Raw genomic sequence first — 21,504 nt, 5'->3', positions numbered from 1 at the left:
CATTGCTGCCATGCCCCACGGGGCTGACGATCCCCGAAAGGATCAGGCGCATATTCCCGGACCATCTGGATCAAAGGACAAGATGCGCTCTTCCAAGTCCCGTTCGCGTTCAAAGACGAACCGCCCGCGCACCCTCGGCAATATCATCAACCGCGTCTTCGACAGCTCTGGCCCCGAAGGCAAAGTGCGCGGCACGCCGCAACAGATCATCGAGAAATATCAAATGCTGGCGGGCGACGCCCAGCGGTCGAACGACCGTGTGGCCGCTGAAAACTTCAGCCAACACGCCGAGCATTACACCCGCATGCTGGCCGAAGCCACGCGCGAGATGGCCGCCGAGCAAGAAAGCCGCCAGCAGTATCAGGGCGGTCAAAATAATCAGAGCGGCCAGAACAACCAAAACAACCAGAACGGCAACCGCGATCGGCAAGATTACCGCAATGAGCGTGGCGATTACCGCCCCGAACGCAGCGAGGCGGGTGATGCCGAGCAGCCCTATACCGGCGGCTTCAGCGTGGTTGATGAAGACGAACATACTTTGGTTGATTTGCCCGAGGTGAGCCGCCAAGCGCCGCGCCAAGACAATTACCGCCGCGACAACCAGCAGCGCGACAACCAGCAGCGCGACAACCAGCCGCGCGACAACAATCAGCAACGCGACGGCAATCAGCAGAATAACCAACAGCGCGACAACAACCAACAGCGCCGCCAAGACAACAACCGCCCGCGGGATGACAAAAACCGCGAGCAACGTGCGCCGCGCAACGATCAGCCGCGCGCTGAGCAACCGCGCAACGATCAACCTCGCGCAGAGCAGCCGCGCAATGATGCCCCGCGCGCCGAACATCCCCGCGCTGAGGCGCCGCGTTTCGTAACCACCCGCGAAGAAACCGCCGTTGAGACACCCCGCGTCGACACCCCGCGAGTTGAAACGCCCCGCGTTGAAGCCCCCCGCACAGAAGCACCCCGCGTTGAAGCGCCGCGCTTTGAATCGCCCGCGGCGCTTGTTGCCCAAGTTGAAGCCGCCGCTGCTGCTCCGGTCAAAACCCGTGCGCCGCGTGCGCCTAAACCAGTGGCCGAGATTTTGCCCGGATTGGAAGCTGCGCCAAAAACCACCCGCGCGCCCCGGCAGAAAAAGCCTGCCGCTGTGGAAGCCACCCCGGACAAATCCGAAGCCGCAGAATAGACGCTCAACAAATCCCCACCAAAAAGCCCGCCAAGTGCGGGCTTTTTGCGTTCCAAGGCTGGGAGAAAAGCGTCAGCCTGCGGCCACAATCCGCGCCAAGGCGCAAAACCGCTCTAATTCAATTTCCTCTGCCCGCGCAGTAGGCGGTATCCCCGCCGCCTCCAGCTGCGCCTCAATCGCAGGCCCCATGCCCTTCAGACTAGAGCGCAGCATCTTGCGGCGCTGCCCGAAGGCCATGGTGGTGATCCGGTTCAGCACCGCTTCATCGGCGGGAAACCGAGGCTGCTCCAACCGCGTCAGATGCACCACCGCCGAATGGACCTTCGGCGCGGGCGTAAACGCCTCGGGCGGCAGATGCATCACGATTTTGGCATCGCAGCGCCAGCCCACCAGCAGCGCCAAACGGCCATAGTGATCGGTGCGCGGCTTGGCCACGATCCGCTCGGCCACCTCTTTCTGAAACATCAGCGTCAGGCTCTGCCAGAACGGCGGCCAGACCTTCGGCGTCAGCCAGCGGATCAGCAATTCGGTGCCAACATTGTAGGGCAGGTTCGCCACCACCCGCACCGGCGCGTTGAGATGCCCCAGCACGTCGATCTCCATCGCATCGGCGTTGATAATCTCCAACCGCCCCGGATAGGCCGCGCCGATCTCCTGCAGCGCAGGCACACAGCGTGGGTCTTTCTCGACCGCCAGCACCCGCCGCGCGCCTTCCACCAGCAGCCCGCGCGTCAGCCCACCGGGGCCGGGGCCTACCTCCAGCACATCACAAGCCGACAGATCCCCCGCCAACCGCGCAATCTTGGCGGTCAGGTTCAGATCGAGCAGAAAGTTCTGCCCCAACTGCTTTTTTGCCACCAGATCATGCGCCTTGATCACCTCACGCAGAGGCGGCAACCCGTCAATCGTGCCCATAACTCATCCTCTGTGTTCAAATATCCCGGGGTCTGGGGCTGGCCCCAGCGGTTTACCCCAAGCGCGCCGCTGCCATCTGATGCGCCATCCGCAGCGCCGCAATCAAACTGTCAGGCCGCGCCAACCCCTTGCCCGCAATATCATACGCCGTACCATGGTCCGGCGAGGTCCGCACGAACGGCAGCCCCAAGGTCACATTCACTCCACCATCGAAATCCAGCGTCTTAATCGGGATCAGCGCCTGATCATGATACATACAGATCGCCGCATCATAGGCTTCGCGCGCACGAGGATGGAACATCGTGTCAGCCGACGCAGGCCCGCGCAGGTCAAAGCTCTCCGCCCGCAGTCGCTCCAGCACAGGGGCGATCAAGTTGATTTCCTCCCACCCCATCGCCCCACCTTCACCCGCATGCGGGTTCAACCCCGCTACCGCCAGCCGAGGCCGCACCAACCCGAAATCCCGCCGCAAGCCCGAGTCGGTGATCCGAATGGTGTCCTCCAGCAACTCCGCCGTCAAAGCCCCCGGCACATCCGCAATCGCGATATGGATGGTCACCGGCACCACCCGCAGCAGCGGCGAGGCCAGCATCATCACCACGCGGTCAACGCTTGCCAGATGGGCCAGAAACTCGGTATGGCCGGGAAAGGCAAAGCCCGCGCCATCCTTCAGCGCTTTCTTGTGGATCGGGGCGGTGCAGATCGCCGAAGCCTCGCCCCTTTGCACCCAAGCCACCGCGCGCTCAATCACCGCAATCACCCCAGCGGCGTTTTCCGGCGCAGGTTGGCCGGGCAGGGCAGGGCTGGCAAAGCGGTGCGGCAGAACTGGCAGCAAATGCCCGGACACCGCCGCCGCCTCAGCAGGCGAGGCAATCTCTTGAAACGCATCTGATCCCAAATGCCGCGGATCACCGATCCAAAACAGCGGCAGCGCCGCGCCCAAAACCGCGCGTGCCGCCAATGCCAATTCCGGGCCGACCCCTGACGGGTCGCCACAGGTCAGCGCAACGGGAAGTGTCATGCGGGCGGTCTCATGGCGTGCGGATCATGGTGTACGAATCTGGGCTTCAGAGCGCAGCTCTTCCAGATAAATATCCGCCTGCGCGCCCAAAACCTGATTGGTCAGCTGAAGTTTCACCTCATCGCGGCTGGGCATCTCGTTTTCTGGCGGACCTCTGCGGCACAGCATCAAAAACACCCGCCAGCCGCCCCGCGTGACGGCGGTAGAGGATTCGCCTGCATCCAGCACCGACAACGCCCCCGCCAGATCGCGCGGCACTTGGCCTTGCGGCAGGGTTTCCCGGATCAGCCGATCCGCAGGAAGCCCCTTGGCCACCGCGTAAAGATCGTTGCAGGTATCCACGTTGGCCCGCACTTTGGCAGCAGAGACGCCATCGTCCGGCAGCAAAAACGCGGCATAATCCACCACGATGCCACCCGAAGGCTTCACCATCTCCTGCTTTTGTTCCTGCAACTGATAGATCACCACCTGATCATCCAGCACCACTGGCGCCGAAATCTGACCGGGCGCCAGACTGCGCACCGCTTTCGCCGCATCGGGCTTCAATTCGGTCAACAGCATCCAATCCAACGCCCCACCGCGCCCCGCCGAGGCCGCACTGGAGTTTTGCCGTGCCAAGCCTGCGAAATCCTCACCGCCGCGCAGCAGCAGGCGCAAATGGTCGGCCTTCTGCAACGCCGCCGTGCGCCCAGCCCCCGTAGCCGGGATCACGATCTCGGACAGTTTGACCTGCAACGCCGCCAATGGTCTGCCATTCGCCAAAGCCCGGTCGATCTGGGTTTCTGAGATCGACACCGTTGGCGCGAATTTACCGCGAATAATTTCCCGCCACACCAGCCCGGATTCGACAAAATCGCGGAAAGTTTCCGGCTGCACCCCGGCTTGACCGACGATTTCGACAAACTTCTCGGCGGTCAGATTGGCGCGGGAGGCGAATTCCTCCATCCCGGCTTTCAATTGCTCCGGGCCGATCTTGACGCCAAACTGCTTGGCCGCCGACATCCGCAGACGGTCATCGACCAACGATGACATCGCCGCTTTTTCCAGATCCCCCGGTTGGCGCAACAGCTGCATGAACAGCACGCGCTGCTCAAACTCAAACTGGGTGATCGCCTGATCGTTGACGATCTTGATCGGCGTAAAAGGCCCGGCGCTTACAGCTGCGCCAAAGCCAATCGACGCCATCAGCGCCAAAACCATCGTTATACCTGCGGGTCGCACCATGATCACCTGCCGTCGTCCGTTTCTTATCCTAGCGTCTGCATTGACGCGCGGGCCCCGGCGCAGAGCTGCCGCCAAAGCCCAATAGTTCCACCGAAAGCCCGAAATCCGTGGTCGGTTTCACACTAGTCGAGGACGTGAACCGACGCGAGAGAGAAAGATCGACCAGCAAACATTCGTTGCGGAAGGTCAGCCCCAGCCCGGCCTTCGCCGCGCGCTCGGCTTCAAAATCATAGCGGCTCGCGACGCGCCCCGTCCAGTTATCCGTCAGCCGATAACTGGTGGCCAAGGTCAGCTCGGAGATCGGGGTCAGTCGATTTTCTGTCGCATCCGCCTCGGTATGGACATAGCCCGTGATCACCGCAAAGCGTTCGCCGGTATAGGCCGCCTGCAGTTCGGCTTTGGTCATGGTGAAATTATCATCAAACAACAGCCGATTGGCCAGATTAAATCCAGCCATATCCAACTGCCAAGACGCCATCCAATCCGAACTGACCCCGCCAAGGCCCGATCCTGCACTGAATTGCCCCAAATCTTCGGTCCGCAGCACCCGGCCCACGGTCACGCCTAAGGTCCAGCCATTCGGGTCCAGCCGCAAATAACTGACGCCCAAATTCGCCCGCGTGCCATTCTCCACCGCATCTGCCCCCGGAAAACGGCTGAGATCAAACAGATTGGCCTCGTCAAACTCAACCAGCGTCGAATCCTCATTCGGGATCGAGCTTCCGGTGCGCGAGGCCAGCACGATCTGCATTACCGGCTCGATCACTTGGCTGACGCCATTGGCCTGCGATTTCACCCAAGGCCAGCGCAGCTCGGCCCCAACTGCAGCGTGGGATCGGGTCTTGCTGCCTTCATAGACCGCATCCTGCCCGATCATGTAGAAATCTGCCGCAGCCTCGCCCAGCACTGCCGCTTCCATGCCATTGTCCAGCAGGAAGTTCTTGCGCCAATCGGCGCGCAGCGACACCCGTTGCATGTCGCGGCCGTCGGCGATGCCATCGCTGTTGCTGTCGGACAAGGCATCAGTCGAGGTGCGCTCATGGCCATGCGCCTGCAACTCAAAGCCACCTTCGCCGCCCCAACCACCCAAGGTAAAGCGACGGTGATAGGTCAAATCTGCCATGCGTGACGGCAGAGTGGCGTTGTCTTCGCCGTCGCGGATCGAGTGAAACGCGATCAACCGCCCCGAGATATATTCATTGCGCCGCGTCCGGCTGACCTCGGCGCGGCTTTCCAGACGGTCAACGGTTGGATAGTCATAATCGAGGATATAAGCCGGGTCGCTGACCGCCTCGACCCGCAAATCCAGCGTAAAGCCGCGCGGCAAGGCAAATTCGCCAGTGCCCAGCACATAACCGCGCGTCTCACCAGGGCGAAGATCATCGCGAGACACCCCGCCTGAAATTTCAATGCCGCCGGTCGCAAACGCCTGCCGATAGCGCAGATTGACCGTGCGGCTGCCCTTGGTGGTGAAAAACGGCGTCACGGTCAAATCGCGGCTGTCGCCCATTTTGATGAAATAGGGCAGCATCAGCCCGGTGCCAAAGTTGGAATTGTTCTTCAGCGACGGCAGCAGAAAACCTGAGGCGCGCTTCAATGTCGGGTCGGGCATCCGCAGACGCGGAATATAGGCGATGGGGACGCCGCCCAAGCGGAACTGTGCGTGATCGAAGTAAAGCTGCCGCTCGGTCTGATCATGCACCACGCGGCGGGCGCGGATTTCCCACAACGGCGTCGAACTGCCCGCACAAACCTTACAACTGGAGGCCACCACCCGCTGCATCGCGGTATAGCGTCCATCCACCCGCTGAATTTCCGCTGCGGCCAGTTGCAACTGTTGCTGCAGCACCAGCCGCGCCGAGGTCAAAACCCCTTGTGTGAAATCAGCGCTCATCTCGGCTTGGCTGGCCAAAATCACCATGCCCTTGCCATCGCTCAGCACGATCGGGCCTTCAATCAGCAAACGATCATTGGCCTGATCATAGGTGACGCTTTGTGCGGTCAGCTTCTGGCCTTGGTAGAAAATCTCGACATGGCCGCGCGCGATCAGGGTGGAGTTGTCCTGAATTTGCAGCGCATCGGCGACCAGAGTGGCCCGTTCTTGCGTAGAGATGGCGTCCTGCGCCAGCGCGGGCAGGGCGAACAACAGCGTAGTGAGTAGGCTAATAAGACGCAACATCAGCCATCCTCCAGATGCAGCAATAACCCAAGCGCCAGAAACGCCGCCGCAATCGGTGGGCTCCAAGCCGCCAGTAAGATTGGAATCTGGCCGTTTTGCCCCAAAACCTGCGCAAAGTTGCGCAGGAAAAAGATCAAAAATCCACCAAGCAGCGCCAGCAGCACCATCTGTCCGGTCTTACCAAAGCGCGCATGGCGCATTGTAAAGCCCGCCGCAATCAGCACCATCGCCGCAAGCAAGACCGGCAAGGCCAGCTCCATCTGCATCCACACCTGATAGCTGCGCGCCGAAAAGCCAGCCCGCTCCAAGGCTTTGATATACGAGGGCAGGGCCCAGAACGCCACAGACGAAGGATCACCAAAGCCGTCGCGTAGGCGGTCTTGGGTCAGATCGGTGGGCAGGCGCATATCCACAGCCGACGCAAGCGCTGTCTGTTCAGGGTTGAAATCGGTCAACGACCAGCGCTTCGCGCCATGCAGCAGCCATTCGCCCGGCAGCAGTTGCGCCGATGTGGCCTCAATCCGCTGCGTTGGCGTGCCTTCCGGGTTGAAGGTGATCACGGTGACGCCCTGCAACGTCGTGCCATCGGGATCGCTGCGTACGGCCTTGATCACCGATTGTCCTGCCGCATTGCCCTGCCGCATCCACAAGCCATCCTCCGACAGCGACAGCAGCGAGCCCTCTTGCCCACGCTGCGCCGACAAACGGTCATAGGCCTTCGAGGTCGCGGCCACCAACGGGTTGAACACCGTCACCGCCACCGCCCCAATCAGCAAAGCCATCACCACCGGGGCCAGCAGAAACTGCAACCCCGACCGACCCGACGCGCGCACCACCACCAGCTCCGACGACCGCGCCAGCCCCAAAAACAGCGCAATCGCCGTCAAAATCATGATCAACGGCAGGATCTGATACAAGCTTTCCGGCACATTCAGCAGCGACAGATATAACGCTCCGCCCAAGGTCACCCCAACCTTGCGCAACTGATCAATCACGTCGATCAGCAGCAAAATCGCCATGAACACGCCAAACACCAGCCCGAACATCTTCAAAAACCGCCGTGCGATATACAGGGTCAGCGTCATGTTGCCACCGCCAGCTTCGGCACCCGCCGTGGTCTCTGCGTCAACCACAGCTCAAATACCCCAATCGCGATCCCGACCACGGGGGCGACATAAGCCAGCATCCAGCCGCCCTGCACATCCTCCCCGACACTCGTCGCCACCGTCGCAATCGCCTGCACCACCAGCAGCAACCCTACCGCCACCGCCACCTGCCGCCACAGTCCGAACCGACTGAACGCCCCCAGCAGCAGCGAGGAAAACCCGATCAACCCCGCCGCCAGCGCCATAAACGGCTGCGCAATCCGGTCATGGCCCTCAAACAGCATACTCGCCTCGGTCTGCCGCACCTCTGCCATCACCGCCGGGGTCGGGGCCAACAACTCGGGCGTCGACAATTCCGCCATACTGCGCGTCCGCAGAGCTGGAGCCGCCATCAACCCCGCCAGATCATAGGTGAAATCCGCAAACCGCGTCACCGACAACTGCCCCTTCGGCCCCAAAAACTGCACCATGCCATCGACCATCAGCAGCTTCGGCCCCGCATCAGTCCGCGCAAAAAACGCCTTCTTCGCGGTGTAAAGCGCGCGCTGTTCCGCCACACGGTCATCCGCCAGAAACAGATCCAGCAACTCTCCGGTCGGCGCAATCTCGCGGATATAGAGCGTAATGCCGTCCGAGGGATGAATGAACTGACCATCCTTCAAAAACCGCGCCGAGACGTTTTGCGAGATCGCCTCCGAGCGTTCTGCCAAAGCACTGCGGCTTTCGGGCACCAGCACATGCATCAGCACCAGCATCATCCCGGTGACGATCAACCCAAAATACCACACCGGACGCGCCAGCCGAAACGCCGAAAACCCAGTCGCCTGCATCACCACCAGTTCCGATTCCGACATCAGCCGATTGGCGACATAAACCGCCCCGATAAACGCCGAAATCGGCAGCACGAGCCGGATCACATTCGGCAGCGTCAGCAAGGAGAACTGCAAGAACACCATCGCGGACTGACCATCGCCGATCAGCTGATCAAACAGACCCACCGCGCGGTTCACCCAATAGACCGCCACAAGCACTAGCGAGAAAAACCCGAACAGCGCTAGCAGTTGCGATAGCAGATAGCGGTCGAATCTCGACACCTAAAACCAAACCCCCCAAAACTCTTGGCCGCGAACCTAGCGGAAAACCCCGGCGGGGAAAACTGGTATCTGGCCTTCCCCGTCCCCCTTCGCTAGCTTGCGCTCAAGCGCGCCGCAAGCCCCCCGACATTGCCCCGGAGAAGCCCCTTGTCCCATCCCATCGCCATTCAATTCCAAGCCTTCAGCCCCGAGGCGCTGCAAAAGCAAACCGGGCGCATCGCCTTGCTGTTTGATGCAGACCGCCCGACCAGCCCGGCGGCGCGTAGGTTGAACGCCTTGACCAAGGGCGCTTTGGCCCGCGCGATGGCCTCCGAGGCCGCGACCAAGCTGAAACCCGGCGACAGCCTCGATCTGGCCTTTCCAGCGGGCCTTGCCGCCGATGCGCTGCAACTGATCCGCCTGCCGCGCCGCGCCACTGTCACCGAGGCGCGCAAAGCTGGCGCCGCCGTCGCCCGCAGCCTGACCCCCGCAGGCGCTTTGCTGATTGCCGAGGCGCATCCGCAAGCCGCTGAACTGTCCTTCGGTCTCGCCCTGCGCGCCTATGATTTCAGCCCGCATAAATCCAGCCAGCCGCCAAGCCCCGGCCCGGTGGTGATCGCGGTGGCCGAACCCGAGGCGATCGCCGCCAAAGCCGCCCCGATGGCGGCGGTCGCCGAAGGCGTGTTCTTCACCCGTGATCTGGTCAATGAACCCGCCAATATCCTGACCACCGATGATTTCGCTGCCCGCCTCGCCGCGATGCAGGAGCTCGGGCTTGAGGTTGAAATCCTTGAGGAAGACCAACTCGCTAAACTGGGGATGAACGCTTTGTTGGGCGTCGGCCAAGGTTCGGAAAGCCCCTCCAAGGTCGTCGTCATGCAGTGGAACGGCGGCCCGAAAGATCAGCCGCCCTTTGCCTTGGTCGGCAAAGGTGTGGTGTTCGACACCGGCGGCATCTCGATCAAGCCTGCGGGCGGGATGGAGGATATGACGATGGATATGGGCGGTGCTGCCACCGTCGCGGGTGTCATGCGCACCCTTGCGTTGCGCGGTGCCAACGCCAATGTCGTCGGCCTCGTCGGTATCGTCGAGAATATGCCCGATGGCCGCGCCCAGCGTCCCGGCGATGTGGTGCGCTCGATGAAGGGCGTGACGATCGAGGTCATCAACACCGACGCCGAAGGCCGCCTCGTGCTGGCCGATGTGCTCTGGTACGCGCAGGAACGCTTCAAGCCGTCGGGCATGATCAACCTTGCCACCCTGACCGGCGCGATCATCGTCGCTTTAGGCCATGAAAACACCGGCGTATTCTCCAATGATGATGCCTTGTGCAACGCCTTTCTGAAAGCCGCGGGGGCGGAAGGCGAGGGTGCTTGGCGGATGCCAATGGGCCAAGGCTATGATGACAAACTGAAATCCCGCGTCGCCGATATCGTCAACTCTTGCGGTCGCGATGGCGGCTCAATCACCGCAGCACAATTCCTGCGCCGCTTCGTCAAGGATGAAACCCCGTGGTGCCACCTTGATATCGCAGGCACGGCTTTGCTGAAAACCGACAGCACCTTGGCTCCCAAAGGGGCGACTGGCTGGGGCGTGATGGCGCTGAACCGCCTGATCCGTGACAAATACGAGTCGAAATGACCCCACGCCCCAAGTTGCTCTTTCCTAAATACTCAGCTTTCTTAGCAAGGCTCGCCCAGCCATGAGCCTTGCGATGTTCTACCACCTGACCCGCTCCACGCCGCAAGAAACCATGGTGACAATCCTGCCGCGCGCCCTCTCCGCAGGTTGGAAAGTCATGCTGCGCGGCACCGATGAACAGGCACTGACGGCGCTCGACACCGCGCTGTGGATACACCCTGATGACGGCTTCCTGCCGCATGGCCTCGAAGGCGGCCCGCATGATGCCGATCAACCGATCCTGCTCGGCCAAGGTGCCATCGCCAACGCCGCCAAGGGGCTGATGCTGATCGACGGCGCCGAAACCACGCCATCCGAGGCCGGGGCTCTGCAACGGGTCTGGGTGCTATTCAATGGTGCCGATGAAGCAGCCCTCAACGGTGCCCGCCGCCTCTGGATCACCCTCACCAGCTCAGGCCTGGCCGCGCAATACTGGTCCGAGGAAAGCGGTCGCTGGGAGAAAAAGACTGAAAAAGCTGCCCGGTAGGGTGTGCTTCAGCGCACCGCGACATGGTTAACCAATCCTTACCGAGCCCCCCATAACCCCTTGATTTATTATAAATCGAGCCCTTGTCCACACGTGGACACGCCCAATTCAGCGCGTCAAGATCATCCGATCCCCGGAAATCTGGATCGAAAACCGCCCCAAATAATCCATCCCCAACAGCGAGCCCTGCATCGCCGCCTCGTTCACAAAAGCCGTGACGCCGCGATCCTCAAACGGTCCCAAAACCACGCTGTCCAAAGATACCCGCGCGGTCCGAACCACCCCATTCGCGGTCTCTGCCTGCCCAAGATAATTCAAGCCGCCCAGATCAATCCCCACCGAGGCCGCATCCTCGGGCGACAAAACAATCCCGGTCGCCCCGGTGTCGGCCATGAATTCCATCTCATGCCCATCCACCGCCAGCCGCAGATAATAGTGTCCATCCCGATCGCGCGGAATCTCCACCCGATCCGCCTGCACAATCTGATCCGACCGAACATCCCGCCGCAGATCGTTCCACAGCCCATAGCCCGCCATGAGGCCCACAAAGATCAACCCCCAAGCCATCGCCACCCGCAACGCTTGACCCAGCCGCTGGCGATATTCGACGATCACCCAGCCACCCACCGCCGCCAACAGCAGCCCCAGATAGGCCAGCCGCCCGAGATCCTCGCCGTTCATCCGATCAACCCAGTGCCGCGCACGCCATCAATCACAAACTGCACCGACAAAGCCGCGAGCAGCATGCCCAGCAGGCGGGTGATCACAATCGTCCCCGTGCGGCCCAGCAGGCGTTCTAGGTAAGGCGAGGCGAGCAAGAACAGATAGGTCGCGACGATCATCCCGGCCAGCAATCCCAGCACCGCCACGGTGCCAAGCCAGCCATCCCCAGATTTTCCGACCAGCAAGATCATCGTCGCAATCGCGCCCGGTCCGGCGATCAACGGGGTGGCCAGCGGAAACACCGAAGGATCGTGATCAGGGTCAGCCTGCTGCCCCTCCCGCCGTTGGGTGCGGCGTTCGAACAACATATCCAGCGCGGTCAGGAACAGCAAAATCCCGCCCGCGATGCGGAAGGCGGGCATTGAGATGCCGATGAAACCCAGTAAAGCCTCACCCAACAATCCGAATAGCGTCAGCAAGATAAAGGCGATGATGCAAGCGCGCCGCGCCATGTGGCGGCGATGCTCGGCATCCATGCCTTGCGTGAGGGCGATAAACAAAGGCACCAAACCGGGCGGGTCGATCACCACGAACAGGGTCGCGAAAGCGGTGATCAGGAACGCCGTGGTCATGGTTTGGTGGCTGTCTCCAGTTTTTCCTGCGCAGAAACCCACAAGGCCTCGGCGCGATCAAGCGCGTCCATCACTTCGGCGTATTTCTTGTTCCACGTGTCCAACTCACCCGCGCGGGCGGATTCGTACAACTCGGGGTCGGCGAGTTTCTTCGCCAAACGGTCGCGCATTTGGTTCAGCTTGTCGAGGCGTTCTTCGGATTTCTTGACTTCCGAGCGCAGGGCTTTCACCTCATCCTGGCTGACCTTCTTAGGCTTTTCAACGGCTTTGACGGGCTTGGCTTCTTCATCGCCTGCCAGAAGCTGACGACGGTAGGCTTCCAAATCTTCAGTATAGGGCGTCACAGCGCCGCCCTTCACCAGCCACAACCGATCCGCGACCAATCCCAGAAGGTGCATATCGTGGCTGACCAGAACCACGGCGCCGGAGTATTCGGTGAGGGCCTCCACCAAAGCCTCGCGGCTTTCCATGTCGAGGTGGTTGGTGGGCTCATCGAGGATCAGCAGGTGCGGCGCGTCGATGGTGGCCAACAGCAAGGACAGGCGGGCTTTTTGGCCACCGGACAGCCGACCTACGGCGGTTTCGGCTTGATCGGCCATCAGGCCAAAGCCTGCCAGACGGGCGCGCAGGCGCGGCTGGCCCTCGGCGGGGCGCAGGCGCATGACGTGTTGCAGTGGAGTTTCGTCGATGTGCAACTCATCGACTTGGTGCTGCGCGAAATAGCCGATGCGCAACTTGGACGATTGTACCATTTTGCCTTCGCAGGCGATTAGCTTGCCAGCGAGCAGTTTGGAAAGCGTAGATTTTCCTTCACCGTTGCGGCCCAGCAAAGCGATGCGGTCGTCTTGGTCGATGCGCAGGGACAGCTTTTTCAGGATCGGCGGGCCGCCATATCCTACAGCAACGCCCTCCATGTTAATGATCGGCGGCGAGAGTTCTTCCGGCACCGGGAAGGTGAACACTACCTTTTTCGCATCCTCGGGGGCGGTGATCGTCTCCATCTTTTCCAGCATTTTCACGCGGGACTGGGCCTGCGCGGCCTTGGAGGCTTTGGCTTTAAACCGATCCACAAAGGCCTGCAAATGCGCGCGTTTGGCGTCTTGTTTGCGGGCTTCCGCCTGCAAGACCGAACGACGCTCTGCCACCTGACGGGCGAATTGATCGTAGGGGCCAGACCAATAGGTGAGCTTTTTATTGTCCAGATGCAGGATACCAGTGACCGAACGGTTCAAAAGGCCGCGGTCGTGGCTGATGATCAGCACGGTATGCGGGTATTTTTGCAGATAGCTTTCCAGCCACAAGGCGCCTTCAAGGTCGAGATAGTTGGTCGGCTCGTCCAGCAGCAGGTAATCGGGCTGCGCGAACAACACACCCGCGAGGGCCACACGCATCCGCCAGCCGCCAGAGAAATCCGAGCAGGGGCGTTGCTGCGCGTCGGTGTCAAAGCCCAAACCCTTGAGGATGTTGGCGGCGCGACCCTCGGCAGACCATGCATCAATGTCGTTCAGCCGGTGCTGAATTTCGGCGATGCGGTGCGGGTCGTGGGCGGTTTCGGATTCCAGCAGCAAAGCAGCACGCTCGGTGTCAGCGGCCAAAACCGTGTCGATCAGGCTGGTCGAGGACGATGGCACCTCTTGCGCGACACCGCCGATGCGGGCGCGGCTGGGCATGGAAATGTCGCCGCTTTCCAGCGCCAGTTCCTTTTTGATCAGCCGGAACAGCGTGGTTTTGCCCGCGCCATTGCGCCCGACAAGACCGACCTTGTGGCCAGTGGGAATGGTTGCAGAAGCGCCCTCAAACAGTGGGCGGCCTTCGACGGAATAGGTGATGTCTTCGATTTTAAGCATGGGGCGGGGATTGCCTTAAGCGGCGGGCGGCGTCAACCGGGGAAGGGCAAAGGCGGTGCTTTTGGCGCGCATTGCGGCGCTGTTGACGGCTTTTCAAGCCAGACGACCCGTGATAGCAGGCGCGTTATGAATTTCGGGGCGATTTTGCCCCTTGTTATGGAGAGCCAAATGGCCGTCGAACGCACCCTGTCGATCATCAAACCCGATGCAACCAAGCGCAACTTGACCGGCAAGATCATTGCCAAATTTGAAGATGCGGGCCTGCGGGTTGTGGCATCCAAGCGCATCCATCTGTCGATGGCGCAAGCTGGCGCGTTCTACGCCGAGCATTCGGCGCGTGGTTTCTACGGTGAGCTGTGCGAGTTCATGGCCTCCGAGCCGGTTGTGGTGCAGGTGCTGGAAGGCGAAAGCGCCATTGCGAAAAACCGCGAAGTGATGGGCGCTACCAACCCGGCGAACGCCGATGCGGGCACCATCCGCAAGGAATTCGCTTTGTCGATGGGCGAAAATTCGGTGCATGGCTCGGATTCGGAAGCTTCGGCTGCACGTGAGATTTCGTTCTTCTTCTCGGGCCTTGAACTGGTCGGCTGAGGCGGAATTCGCGCGAATTCCGGCACGATTTCTGAGATCAGAAATCGGTCAGGCTTGCGGCTTCTCAATCACCCCAAAGAATTGCAGGGCCGCTTCCAATTCGGAGCGGCCTTGTGCTTTTGAGCCAATGCGCTCGGCCTTGATCGCATCGAAGCGGGCACGCAGGGCTTTCTTTTCTTCGCCTTGGCAATCGTTCCACGGGCGACCCTGCAATCCCATGTGCAAGACGTAATAGCCGATGAAATGGGCTTGGGTGCCGGCATCAAGCAGGCGACGGTAGGCTTCGTCAGCTCCGAGTTCGCGGACTTCTTCGGCAGAATGGATGCCTGCTTTGGCAAAGGCCGCTTCCGAAGCGGGGCCGAGGTTGGGGATGGTTGAAACCGGGCTTGGCATGCGACACCTGCAAATGACAAAGGCCAGCCTAGCGGCTGGCCCCCGAACAGTGCAATGACAAAGGCCAGCCTGGCGGCTGGCCTTTGTGTCGTAAAAGCGAAATCTTTAGATCGACGCCCAGTCGCGGAACACCGTGCCGCTTTGTTGCTGGGGGGATCCGCCCTGCTGGCCCTGCTGTTGCGGGGCCGGGGCTTGCGCGCCACCTTGTTGAGGTTGGGCGGGCTTGGGGGTAGACATTGGACTGCTCCGGTCGTTGTTTGGCGTTCTGCCATTATGGTAAATTGCTCCGCCCTTGCGGCGGTGTTGCGACCGGATCAAGGAAGGATTGCGGCCAACTATACGCCAGCCGCGACGCCCGCAATAGAATTTGCCTTCCGAAGCAGGCATTTGGTTTCACTTTGTTGCGATTATGAGCGCCGGAAAGCCAATCTCGTTGAGGGCGGCCAGCATTGATTCGGCACTGGGGCTGCCTTCGACCTCAACTTGACGGGTGGTCAAATCGACGGTGATGGCGCGGGTTCCGGGCAGCGCGGAAAGCGCCTCGGTCACCGAGGCTTTGCAATGGCCGCAGTTCATGTCGGGGACGGAAAGTAGGGTCATGGAGGGCTCCTTTTCTGCATGGAAGATGGGGGTTCCGGTGGGGGGAAGGTCAAGGGGCACGAATAATTTTTTGCAGGGCTTGACCTTCCCGTGACTGGAACCCCCATATCAGCTGTCGAAGGAGATTTCCGATGGACAAGCTTGCGATGAAAATTGATCTCAGCGTCGAGGGCATGACCTGTGCCGCCTGCACCGGGCGGGTGGAGCGGGTGCTGAAGGCGCAAGTGGGCGTGGTTGACGCGGTGGCCAATCTGGTGACGCGGCGGGCCGAGGTGACGGTGTCGCAGGCGGTCGATCCGGCGGCGTTGGCGGCGGCTGTGAGCAAGGCGGGCTATGCTGCGACACCCTTGGCGCAAGCGGTGGTGCATGATCTAGTGGCCGAGCAGCGCGCGTTGTGGCGCGACACGGGCATCGCGGCATTGCTGACCCTGCCGGTGGTTGTTGTCGAGATGGGCGGGCATTTCATCCCCGGCTTTCATATGGTGCTGCACGGGCTGATCGCGCCGCAAACGATGTGGCTGGTCGAGTTTGTGCTGGTGACGCTGGTGCTGTTGGGACCGGGGCGGCGGTTTTTCAGCAAGGGCCTGCCTGCCTTGGCGCGGGGTGGCCCGGATATGAACAGCCTTGTCGCTGTGGGCAGTGGCGCGGCTTGGGTCTATTCCAGCATGGTGACGTTTTGGCCGGCTTTGATCCCGCAGGCCTCGCGCTCGGTGTATTTCGAGGCGGCGGCGGTGATTGTCACCTTGATTTTGCTGGGCCGCAGCCTTGAGGCGCGGGCACGAGGGCGGGCGGGCGCGGCGATTGCGCGGCTGGTGAAGCTGGCACCGAAAACTGCGCGCAAGCTGGTGGATGGCGGCATGCAGGAGGTTGAGGTAGCATCTTTGCTGCCGGGCGATCAGGTGCAAATCCGGCCGGGAGAGCGGATTCCGGCGGATGGGCTGGTGGTCTCGGGGCATTCGACGGTCGACGAGTCGATGCTGACGGGCGAGCCTTTGGGGCAGGAAAAGTTGGCTGGCGCGCGGCTGACAGGCGGTACGGTGAATGGCACTGGGGCTTTGGTGATGCAGATCACCGAGGTCGGGGCCGCCACGGTGCTGGCGCGAATCATCGCGATGGTTGAGGCGGCGCAGGGTGGCAAGCTGCCGGTGCAGGCGCTGGTGGATCGGATCACCCTGTGGTTCGTGCCGGTGGTGATGGTGGTGGCGGCGCTGACGGTGCTGGTCTGGTTGATCTTTGGGCCGGGACTGGCCGAGGCGCTGGTCGCGGGCGTGTCAGTGCTGATCATCGCTTGCCCCTGTGCGATGGGGTTGGCGGTGCCGGTTTCCATTTTGGTTGGCACGGGTCGCGCGGCGGAACTGGGGATTCTGTTTCGCAAAGGTGAGGCTTTGCAACGGCTTGAGACGGTGCAACGGGTGGCGTTTGACAAGACCGGCACGCTGACGCTGGGGCGGCCCGTGGTGCAAGCGGTGGTGGGCGCTGCGGAGGTGCTGGAAATCGCGGCGGCGGTCGAGGCGGCATCAGAGCATCCCTTAGCGGCGGCCGTCGCTGCAGAGGCGGCGCGGTTGGAGTTGCGCGTGGCTGCGGTGACGGGGTTTGAAGCCGTGCCGGGGCAGGGTGCGCGGGCGATGCTAGAGGGTGTGGCGGTCAGTGTTGGCTCGGCACGGATGTTCCCTGACTTGAATATGGGGCTGGCCGCGCAAGCTGCTGCGGCGCAGGCCAAGGGGCAAGGTGTTTTGTTTGTGGGGACGGACGGTACGGCGATTGGCATGATCACGGTGGCCGATCCGATCAAGCCCTCCGCGCAGGCGGCGGTGGCAGCACTGCAAGCTGCGGGTGTGCAGGTGGCGATGATCACTGGCGATGCCGAAGCCACGGCGCTGGCGGTGGCGGGCGTGCTTGGCATCACGGAGGTTCATGCCGGGGTGCTGCCCGCGGGCAAGGCGGCGGTGATCGCGGGCCTTGGCGCGGGTGTGGCTTTTGTCGGGGATGGCATCAACGATGCCCCCGCGCTGGCAGCGGCAGAGGTGGGCTTTGCGATGGGCACTGGCACCGATGTGGCCATCGAGGCCGGGGATGTCGTGCTGATGACGGGCGATCCGTTGGGCGTGCTGCGTGCGCTGGAACTTTCGCGTGCAACCATGCGCAATATCAGGGAAAATCTGCTCTGGGCTTTTGGCTATAATGCCGCTTTGATCCCGGTGGCGGCCGGGGTTCTGGTGCCGTTTGGTGGCCCGCAACTGTCGCCGATGCTGGCCGCAGGGGCGATGGCTTTGTCCTCGGTTTTTGTTCTGTTCAACGCGCTGCGGTTGCGGCGCTTCAGGGGAGCACGCGCATGAATATCGCCGAAGTTGCCAAGGCGGCGGGGCTGCCCGCCAAGACCATCCGCTATTATGAAGACATCGGCCTGATCCAACCCAAGCGCAGCGAGAATGGCTACCGTGCCTTTGCCGAGGCTGATCTGCACAAGCTGGCCTTCGTCGGGCGGGCGCGATCTTTGGGGTTCTCGATTGTGGAATGTCGGGCACTGCTGGCGCTTTATGAGGACCGCGCGCGGGCGAGTGGTGATGTCAAAGCGCTGGCGGTGACGCATCTGGCGCAGATTCGCGCCAAGATCGTGGAACTGCGCGCGATGGAGGCGACCTTGGCCGATCTGGTTCACGCCTGTAGCGGCGATCATCGGCCGGATTGCCCGATTCTGCGCGGGCTGTCACAACCGGGCTCAGGCGATCCGCAGTAGGCGTTCAAGATCGGTATTGCCGACGACGAGGTCTTGCAGGCTGACCGCATCAAGGGCTTTGTAGAAGCCCTCTAGGGCGTTGGTCAGCACGCATGTCAACCGACAAGCGCCGGACAATGGGCAAGAGTTGGAGTGTTCGGCGCAATCGGTGAAGGGCAAGACCTGCTCAAAAATCCGAAACACCGTGCCGACCTTGATTTCGGCTGCATCAAACCCCAGCGTCATGCCGCCCGCCCGTCCGCGCCGGGTCTTGAGCAAGTCTTGCCGTGCCAGCAGATGGATCACCTGCGCCAAATGGTTTTCGGACGCGCCGCAAGCGACGGCAATCTCGTGCTTTCGCACGATCCGACCGTGATTGACCGCGCAAAACATCAGTGTACGCATCGCCAAATTGGTGCGTGTGGTCAGGCGCATGGGCTCTCCGATCCTGCAAGATTTGGCGCAGTTTTGCGCAGTTTTTGCTGGGCTGCCTTGATTCAGATCAGATACAGCATTGTGCCTCAAAGCCAAGCTTGCGCGGGGCTTGGGCCGTGATGGTCGTCTTTTGGGTGTGATCAAAGCGCTTTGATCGCGAGGACCTATCTATTAAAACGAAAAACATGGTGAAATCTCAAATTGTTTGCGGTAACAAGAAAGCGGTTTGAAGGATTTGTGCTGAGACCGGGCTTGGGGTGAAATGGCGGCGTGCCGGATGGAGTACGGTGCTTGCTTGACCCCACACGGCAGAGAGATAGGCTCAAAGCCAACCGAAATGGAAAGATGTGGAACGCGCCTTGAAGGATATGGATCTGACCCCCGCTTTGCTGAAAACCGATGTGCTGCGGCACCTGACCTTTACGATTGGTAAAGATCCAGCCAATGCCAGCGCGTACGATTGGCGCATGGCGCTGTCTTTCGCCATTCGTGACCGGATCATGGAGCCGTGGTTCGCCTCGACCCGCCGCACTTGGGCGGAAGATCGCAAGCGGGTGTATTACCTGTCGATGGAATTTCTGATTGGGCGGTTGCTGGAAGATGCCACGGTCAACCTTGGCCTGCGCGAAATCGCCGAAGAGGTGATGCAGGACTTCGGGCAGGATTTCCACGCGCTGGTGGAAGGCGAGCCGGATGCCGCGCTTGGCAACGGCGGTTTGGGTCGGTTGGCGGCCTGTTTCATGGAAAGCATGGCGACGGTGGGCTGCCCAGCTTACGGCTATGGTATCCGCTATGAGCATGGGTTGTTCCGGCAAAGTTTCGAGCGTGGTCAACAGGTTGAGATGCCAGAAGACTGGTTGTCGCAATCGAACCCTTGGGAATTTGCGCGCCCCGAAAGCGCCTATGTGATCCCGTTCAAGGGCACGGTTGAGGTCAAGGGCGGCAAGGAAATTTGGGTTCCGGCGGAGACAGTTCTGGCCAGCGCTTATGATACCCCGGTGATCGGCTGGCAGGGCAAATGGGCAAATACCCTGCGGCTGTGGTCGGCAAAACCGACCAAGCAGTTCGATCTGGAGCGGTTCAATCGTGGCGATTACGCGGCGGCGGCAGAGCCTGAGGCCTTGGCGCGCACTTTGTCGCGCGTTCTCTATCCCGATGACACCAGCTATCAGGGCAAAGAATTGCGCCTGAAGCAGGAATTTTTCCTGACCTCGGCCGCCCTGCAAGACATTCTGCGCCGCTTCAAGGCCAGCCATTCCGATCTGCGCAACCTGCCGAAACATGTCGCGATCCAAATGAATGACACCCATCCCGCGATTGCCGGGCCGGAACTGATCCGCCTGCTGGTCGATGAAAACGGCATGGGCTTTGAAGATGCGCTGGACACCGCGCGCGATTGCCTTGGCTACACCAACCACACCCTGCTGCCCGAGGCGTTGGAGCGGTGGGCGACCTTCACCTTCGGCAACACGCTGCCGCGCCATATGCAGATTGTCGAGCGCATCGACAGCTGGCACCGCCGCACCTTCAACCCACCGCATTACATTGGCATCGTCAAGCACCAGGAAGTGCGGATGGGTGAACTGGCGTTCGTGATGGCGCATAAGGTCAATGGCGTTTCGGCGCTGCATTCTGATCTGGTGAAAAAGAACCTGTTCCCCGAGTTGAATGCGCTGCATCCGGGGCGGATTATCAATGAAACCAATGGGGTGACGCCGCGCCGTTGGTTGAAAATGTCAAACAGTCCGCTGTCCACCTTGATCACGGACTCGATTGGTAGCGGCTGGGAGGATGATCTCGACCGTTTGAAAGGGCTGGAGCCATTGGTCGAAGACTCTGCGTTCCGCACCAAGTTTGATGCCGCCAAACGCGCCAATAAGGTGGCACTTGAGGGTTGGATTGCGCAGGAATGTGGCGTGAAAGTCTCACCGGATGCGCTGTTTGATGTGCAGGTCAAGCGTATCCATGAATACAAACGCCAGCTTTTGAACATCCTGCAAACCGTCGCGCATTACCAACGCATCAAGGCCAATCCGAAGGCGGCATGGGTGCCTCGGGTGAAAATCTTTGGCGGCAAGTCGGCGCCGGGCTATGCTGTGGCCAAGGAAATCATCCATCTTATCAACGATGTGGCGCAGGTTGTTAATGCAGATGCCGAAGTCGGTGATTTGCTGAAGGTGATCTATCCTGCGAACTACAACGTCAGCATGGCCGAGCGTTTGGTGCCTGCAGCGGATCTGTCTGAGCAGATTTCGACCGCTGGCAAAGAAGCTTCTGGCACTGGCAACATGAAGTTCATGATGAACGGTGCGCCGACCATTGGCACGCTGGACGGCGCGAATGTTGAGATTCTCGCTGAGGTTGGTGCCGAGAACTTCTTCCTGTTCGGCCTGACCACCGATGAGGCGATGAAGCGGCGCGAAGACCCCGAGCAGTCGCGTAAAGCGATTGATGCCAGCCCGGCGCTGCAACTGGTGTTGCAGGCGATTGCCGAAGGCCAATTCAGCCTGGATCAGAAAGACCGCTATCATGGTCTGGTACACCGGGTTTGGCACCATGATTACTTCCTCGTTGCTGCGGATTTCGACTCGTATGACGTGGCGCAAGACCTGGTCGATACCGCCTATGCGGATCGTCAGGCTTGGATTAAAATGGCGGCATTGAACACGGCGCGTTCGGGGTTTTTCAGCTCGGATCGCACCATTCGTAGCTATATGAAAGACGTCTGGACGATCCCATCTGCGCTTTAATATCAA

Annotated in this window: 20 protein-coding genes; 7 read left to right on the top strand and 13 right to left on the bottom strand. The window is 61.1% G+C overall.

Annotation, left to right across the window (positions count from 1 at the left end; genetic code table 11):
- Positions 1–82 precede the first annotated feature (82 nt).
- A complete protein-coding gene (locus tag ACS5RD_RS16420; RefSeq protein WP_489928289.1) occupies positions 83–1,186 on the top strand; it encodes a DUF4167 domain-containing protein in 1,104 nt (367 codons plus the stop codon).
- Between the two features lie 72 nt (positions 1,187–1,258).
- Here the strand turns inward: ACS5RD_RS16420 and rsmA are convergent, their stop codons facing one another.
- The 6 genes from rsmA to lptF are packed head-to-tail and all read right to left on the bottom strand — an operon-like array spanning position 1,259 to position 8,725.
- A complete protein-coding gene (gene rsmA / locus ACS5RD_RS16415; protein WP_054009101.1) occupies positions 1,259–2,101 on the bottom strand; it encodes a 16S rRNA (adenine(1518)-N(6)/adenine(1519)-N(6))-dimethyltransferase RsmA in 843 nt (280 codons plus the stop codon).
- A 52-nt stretch (positions 2,102–2,153) separates the two neighbouring features.
- Positions 2,154–3,122 (bottom strand): 4-hydroxythreonine-4-phosphate dehydrogenase PdxA, encoded by a 969-nt coding sequence (gene pdxA, locus ACS5RD_RS16410; protein ID WP_489928288.1) that lies wholly within the window; start codon positions 3,120–3,122, stop codon positions 2,154–2,156.
- Positions 3,123–3,146: 24 nt separating this feature from the next.
- Positions 3,147–4,421 (bottom strand): peptidylprolyl isomerase, encoded by a 1,275-nt coding sequence (locus ACS5RD_RS16405; protein WP_489928287.1) that lies wholly within the window; start codon positions 4,419–4,421, stop codon positions 3,147–3,149.
- Entirely contained in the window at positions 4,375–6,525 is a 2,151-nt protein-coding gene (locus tag ACS5RD_RS16400) for an LPS-assembly protein LptD (RefSeq protein WP_489928286.1), read from the bottom strand. The genes ACS5RD_RS16405 and ACS5RD_RS16400 overlap by 47 nt, the downstream gene beginning before the upstream one ends.
- Positions 6,525–7,610, bottom strand: a complete 1,086-nt coding sequence (gene lptG / locus ACS5RD_RS16395; protein WP_489931396.1) for an LPS export ABC transporter permease LptG — start codon at positions 7,608–7,610, stop codon at positions 6,525–6,527. Before lptG ends, ACS5RD_RS16400 begins: the two co-directional genes overlap by 1 nt.
- The gene (lptF, locus tag ACS5RD_RS16390; RefSeq protein WP_489928285.1) at positions 7,607–8,725 is read right to left on the bottom strand and encodes an LPS export ABC transporter permease LptF; all 1,119 of its coding nucleotides are present in this window, start codon (positions 8,723–8,725) and stop codon (positions 7,607–7,609) included. The genes lptG and lptF overlap by 4 nt, the downstream gene beginning before the upstream one ends.
- A 147-nt stretch (positions 8,726–8,872) precedes the next feature.
- Between lptF and ACS5RD_RS16385 the strand changes: the two genes are divergently transcribed.
- Entirely contained in the window at positions 8,873–10,345 is a 1,473-nt protein-coding gene (locus tag ACS5RD_RS16385; protein WP_489928284.1) for a leucyl aminopeptidase, read from the top strand.
- Between the two features lie 61 nt (positions 10,346–10,406).
- On the top strand, positions 10,407–10,871 hold the full coding sequence (locus ACS5RD_RS16380; protein WP_489928283.1) for a DNA polymerase III subunit chi: 465 nt from the start codon (positions 10,407–10,409) through the stop codon (positions 10,869–10,871).
- Positions 10,872–10,979: 108 nt separating this feature from the next.
- Here ACS5RD_RS16380 and ACS5RD_RS16375 read toward each other — a convergent pair whose 3' ends face one another.
- Genes ACS5RD_RS16375 through ACS5RD_RS16365 form a run of 3 tightly spaced genes read right to left on the bottom strand, consistent with a single transcriptional unit; the run spans position 10,980 to position 14,013 of the window.
- Positions 10,980–11,552 carry a retropepsin-like aspartic protease family protein gene (locus ACS5RD_RS16375; protein ID WP_489928282.1) on the bottom strand — a complete coding sequence of 191 codons (573 nt, stop codon included), beginning with the start codon at positions 11,550–11,552 and terminating at the stop codon, positions 10,980–10,982.
- Complete coding sequence (locus ACS5RD_RS16370; protein WP_489928281.1) at positions 11,549–12,166, bottom strand: MarC family protein; 618 nt, start codon at positions 12,164–12,166, stop codon at positions 11,549–11,551. The genes ACS5RD_RS16375 and ACS5RD_RS16370 overlap by 4 nt, the downstream gene beginning before the upstream one ends.
- On the bottom strand, positions 12,163–14,013 hold the full coding sequence (locus ACS5RD_RS16365; RefSeq protein ID WP_489928280.1) for an ABC-F family ATP-binding cassette domain-containing protein: 1,851 nt from the start codon (positions 14,011–14,013) through the stop codon (positions 12,163–12,165). Before ACS5RD_RS16365 ends, ACS5RD_RS16370 begins: the two co-directional genes overlap by 4 nt.
- A gap of 168 nt (positions 14,014–14,181) precedes the next feature.
- On the opposite strand from ACS5RD_RS16365, the gene ndk reads away from it, so the two are divergent.
- Positions 14,182–14,604: a nucleoside-diphosphate kinase gene (ndk, locus tag ACS5RD_RS16360; protein WP_489928279.1), complete on the top strand. Its 423-nt coding sequence runs from the start codon at positions 14,182–14,184 to the stop codon at positions 14,602–14,604.
- Positions 14,605–14,652: 48 nt separating this feature from the next.
- Here the strand turns inward: ndk and ACS5RD_RS16355 are convergent, their stop codons facing one another.
- The 3 genes from ACS5RD_RS16355 to ACS5RD_RS16345 all read right to left on the bottom strand — a co-directional run bounded on the left by ACS5RD_RS16355 (position 14,653) and on the right by ACS5RD_RS16345 (position 15,597).
- Positions 14,653–14,997, bottom strand: a complete 345-nt coding sequence (locus ACS5RD_RS16355; RefSeq protein WP_489928278.1) for a TfoX/Sxy family protein — start codon at positions 14,995–14,997, stop codon at positions 14,653–14,655.
- Positions 14,998–15,102: 105 nt separating this feature from the next.
- Positions 15,103–15,234 carry a hypothetical protein gene (locus ACS5RD_RS16350; RefSeq protein WP_489928277.1) on the bottom strand — a complete coding sequence of 44 codons (132 nt, stop codon included), beginning with the start codon at positions 15,232–15,234 and terminating at the stop codon, positions 15,103–15,105.
- Between the two features lie 156 nt (positions 15,235–15,390).
- Positions 15,391–15,597 (bottom strand): heavy-metal-associated domain-containing protein, encoded by a 207-nt coding sequence (locus ACS5RD_RS16345; RefSeq protein ID WP_489928276.1) that lies wholly within the window; start codon positions 15,595–15,597, stop codon positions 15,391–15,393.
- Positions 15,598–15,728: 131 nt separating this feature from the next.
- Here ACS5RD_RS16345 and ACS5RD_RS16340 point away from each other — a divergent pair, with 131 nt between their 5' ends.
- Positions 15,729–17,933, top strand: a complete 2,205-nt coding sequence (locus tag ACS5RD_RS16340; RefSeq protein WP_489928275.1) for a heavy metal translocating P-type ATPase — start codon at positions 15,729–15,731, stop codon at positions 17,931–17,933.
- The gene (cueR, locus tag ACS5RD_RS16335) at positions 17,930–18,334 is read left to right on the top strand and encodes a Cu(I)-responsive transcriptional regulator (protein ID WP_054009114.1); all 405 of its coding nucleotides are present in this window, start codon (positions 17,930–17,932) and stop codon (positions 18,332–18,334) included. Before ACS5RD_RS16340 ends, cueR begins: the two co-directional genes overlap by 4 nt.
- Here the strand turns inward: cueR and ACS5RD_RS16330 are convergent.
- Positions 18,317–18,748, bottom strand: coding sequence for an RrF2 family transcriptional regulator (locus ACS5RD_RS16330; RefSeq protein ID WP_489928274.1), 432 nt, complete (start codon positions 18,746–18,748; stop codon positions 18,317–18,319). The genes cueR and ACS5RD_RS16330 overlap by 18 nt on opposite strands.
- A 368-nt stretch (positions 18,749–19,116) precedes the next feature.
- Here ACS5RD_RS16330 and ACS5RD_RS16325 point away from each other — a divergent pair, with 368 nt between their 5' ends.
- On the top strand, positions 19,117–21,498 hold the full coding sequence (locus ACS5RD_RS16325; RefSeq protein WP_489931395.1) for a glycogen/starch/alpha-glucan phosphorylase: 2,382 nt from the start codon (positions 19,117–19,119) through the stop codon (positions 21,496–21,498).
- Positions 21,499–21,504: the final 6 nt, after the last annotated feature.

It is taken from the genome of Cypionkella sp. PAMC25878, from assembly GCF_058135695.1.
The sequence above is the reverse complement of the archived record's forward strand: the minus strand, read 5'-3'. Positions and strand labels throughout refer to the sequence as shown.

What these genes read in the sequence shown, in the direction of transcription:
- ACS5RD_RS16420 (WP_489928289.1), top strand. Translation starts at nt 83, where the DNA reads ATGCGCTCTTCCAAGTCCCGTTCGCGTTCAAAGACGAACCGCCCGCGC.
- rsmA (WP_054009101.1), bottom strand. Translation starts at nt 2,101, where the DNA reads ATGGGCACGATTGACGGGTTGCCGCCTCTGCGTGAGGTGATCAAGGCG.
- pdxA (WP_489928288.1), bottom strand. Translation starts at nt 3,122, where the DNA reads ATGACACTTCCCGTTGCGCTGACCTGTGGCGACCCGTCAGGGGTCGGC.
- ACS5RD_RS16400 (WP_489928286.1), bottom strand. Translation starts at nt 6,525, where the DNA reads ATGTTGCGTCTTATTAGCCTACTCACTACGCTGTTGTTCGCCCTGCCC.
- lptG (WP_489931396.1), bottom strand. Translation starts at nt 7,610, where the DNA reads ATGACGCTGACCCTGTATATCGCACGGCGGTTTTTGAAGATGTTCGGG.
- ACS5RD_RS16380 (WP_489928283.1), top strand. Translation starts at nt 10,407, where the DNA reads ATGAGCCTTGCGATGTTCTACCACCTGACCCGCTCCACGCCGCAAGAA.
- ACS5RD_RS16375 (WP_489928282.1), bottom strand. Translation starts at nt 11,552, where the DNA reads ATGAACGGCGAGGATCTCGGGCGGCTGGCCTATCTGGGGCTGCTGTTG.
- ACS5RD_RS16370 (WP_489928281.1), bottom strand. Translation starts at nt 12,166, where the DNA reads ATGACCACGGCGTTCCTGATCACCGCTTTCGCGACCCTGTTCGTGGTG.
- ACS5RD_RS16365 (WP_489928280.1), bottom strand. Translation starts at nt 14,013, where the DNA reads ATGCTTAAAATCGAAGACATCACCTATTCCGTCGAAGGCCGCCCACTG.
- ndk (WP_489928279.1), top strand. Translation starts at nt 14,182, where the DNA reads ATGGCCGTCGAACGCACCCTGTCGATCATCAAACCCGATGCAACCAAG.
- ACS5RD_RS16355 (WP_489928278.1), bottom strand. Translation starts at nt 14,997, where the DNA reads ATGCCAAGCCCGGTTTCAACCATCCCCAACCTCGGCCCCGCTTCGGAA.
- ACS5RD_RS16350 (WP_489928277.1), bottom strand. Translation starts at nt 15,234, where the DNA reads ATGTCTACCCCCAAGCCCGCCCAACCTCAACAAGGTGGCGCGCAAGCC.
- ACS5RD_RS16345 (WP_489928276.1), bottom strand. Translation starts at nt 15,597, where the DNA reads ATGACCCTACTTTCCGTCCCCGACATGAACTGCGGCCATTGCAAAGCC.
- ACS5RD_RS16340 (WP_489928275.1), top strand. Translation starts at nt 15,729, where the DNA reads ATGGACAAGCTTGCGATGAAAATTGATCTCAGCGTCGAGGGCATGACC.
- cueR (WP_054009114.1), top strand. Translation starts at nt 17,930, where the DNA reads ATGAATATCGCCGAAGTTGCCAAGGCGGCGGGGCTGCCCGCCAAGACC.
- ACS5RD_RS16330 (WP_489928274.1), bottom strand. Translation starts at nt 18,748, where the DNA reads ATGCGCCTGACCACACGCACCAATTTGGCGATGCGTACACTGATGTTT.
- ACS5RD_RS16325 (WP_489931395.1), top strand. Translation starts at nt 19,117, where the DNA reads ATGGATCTGACCCCCGCTTTGCTGAAAACCGATGTGCTGCGGCACCTG.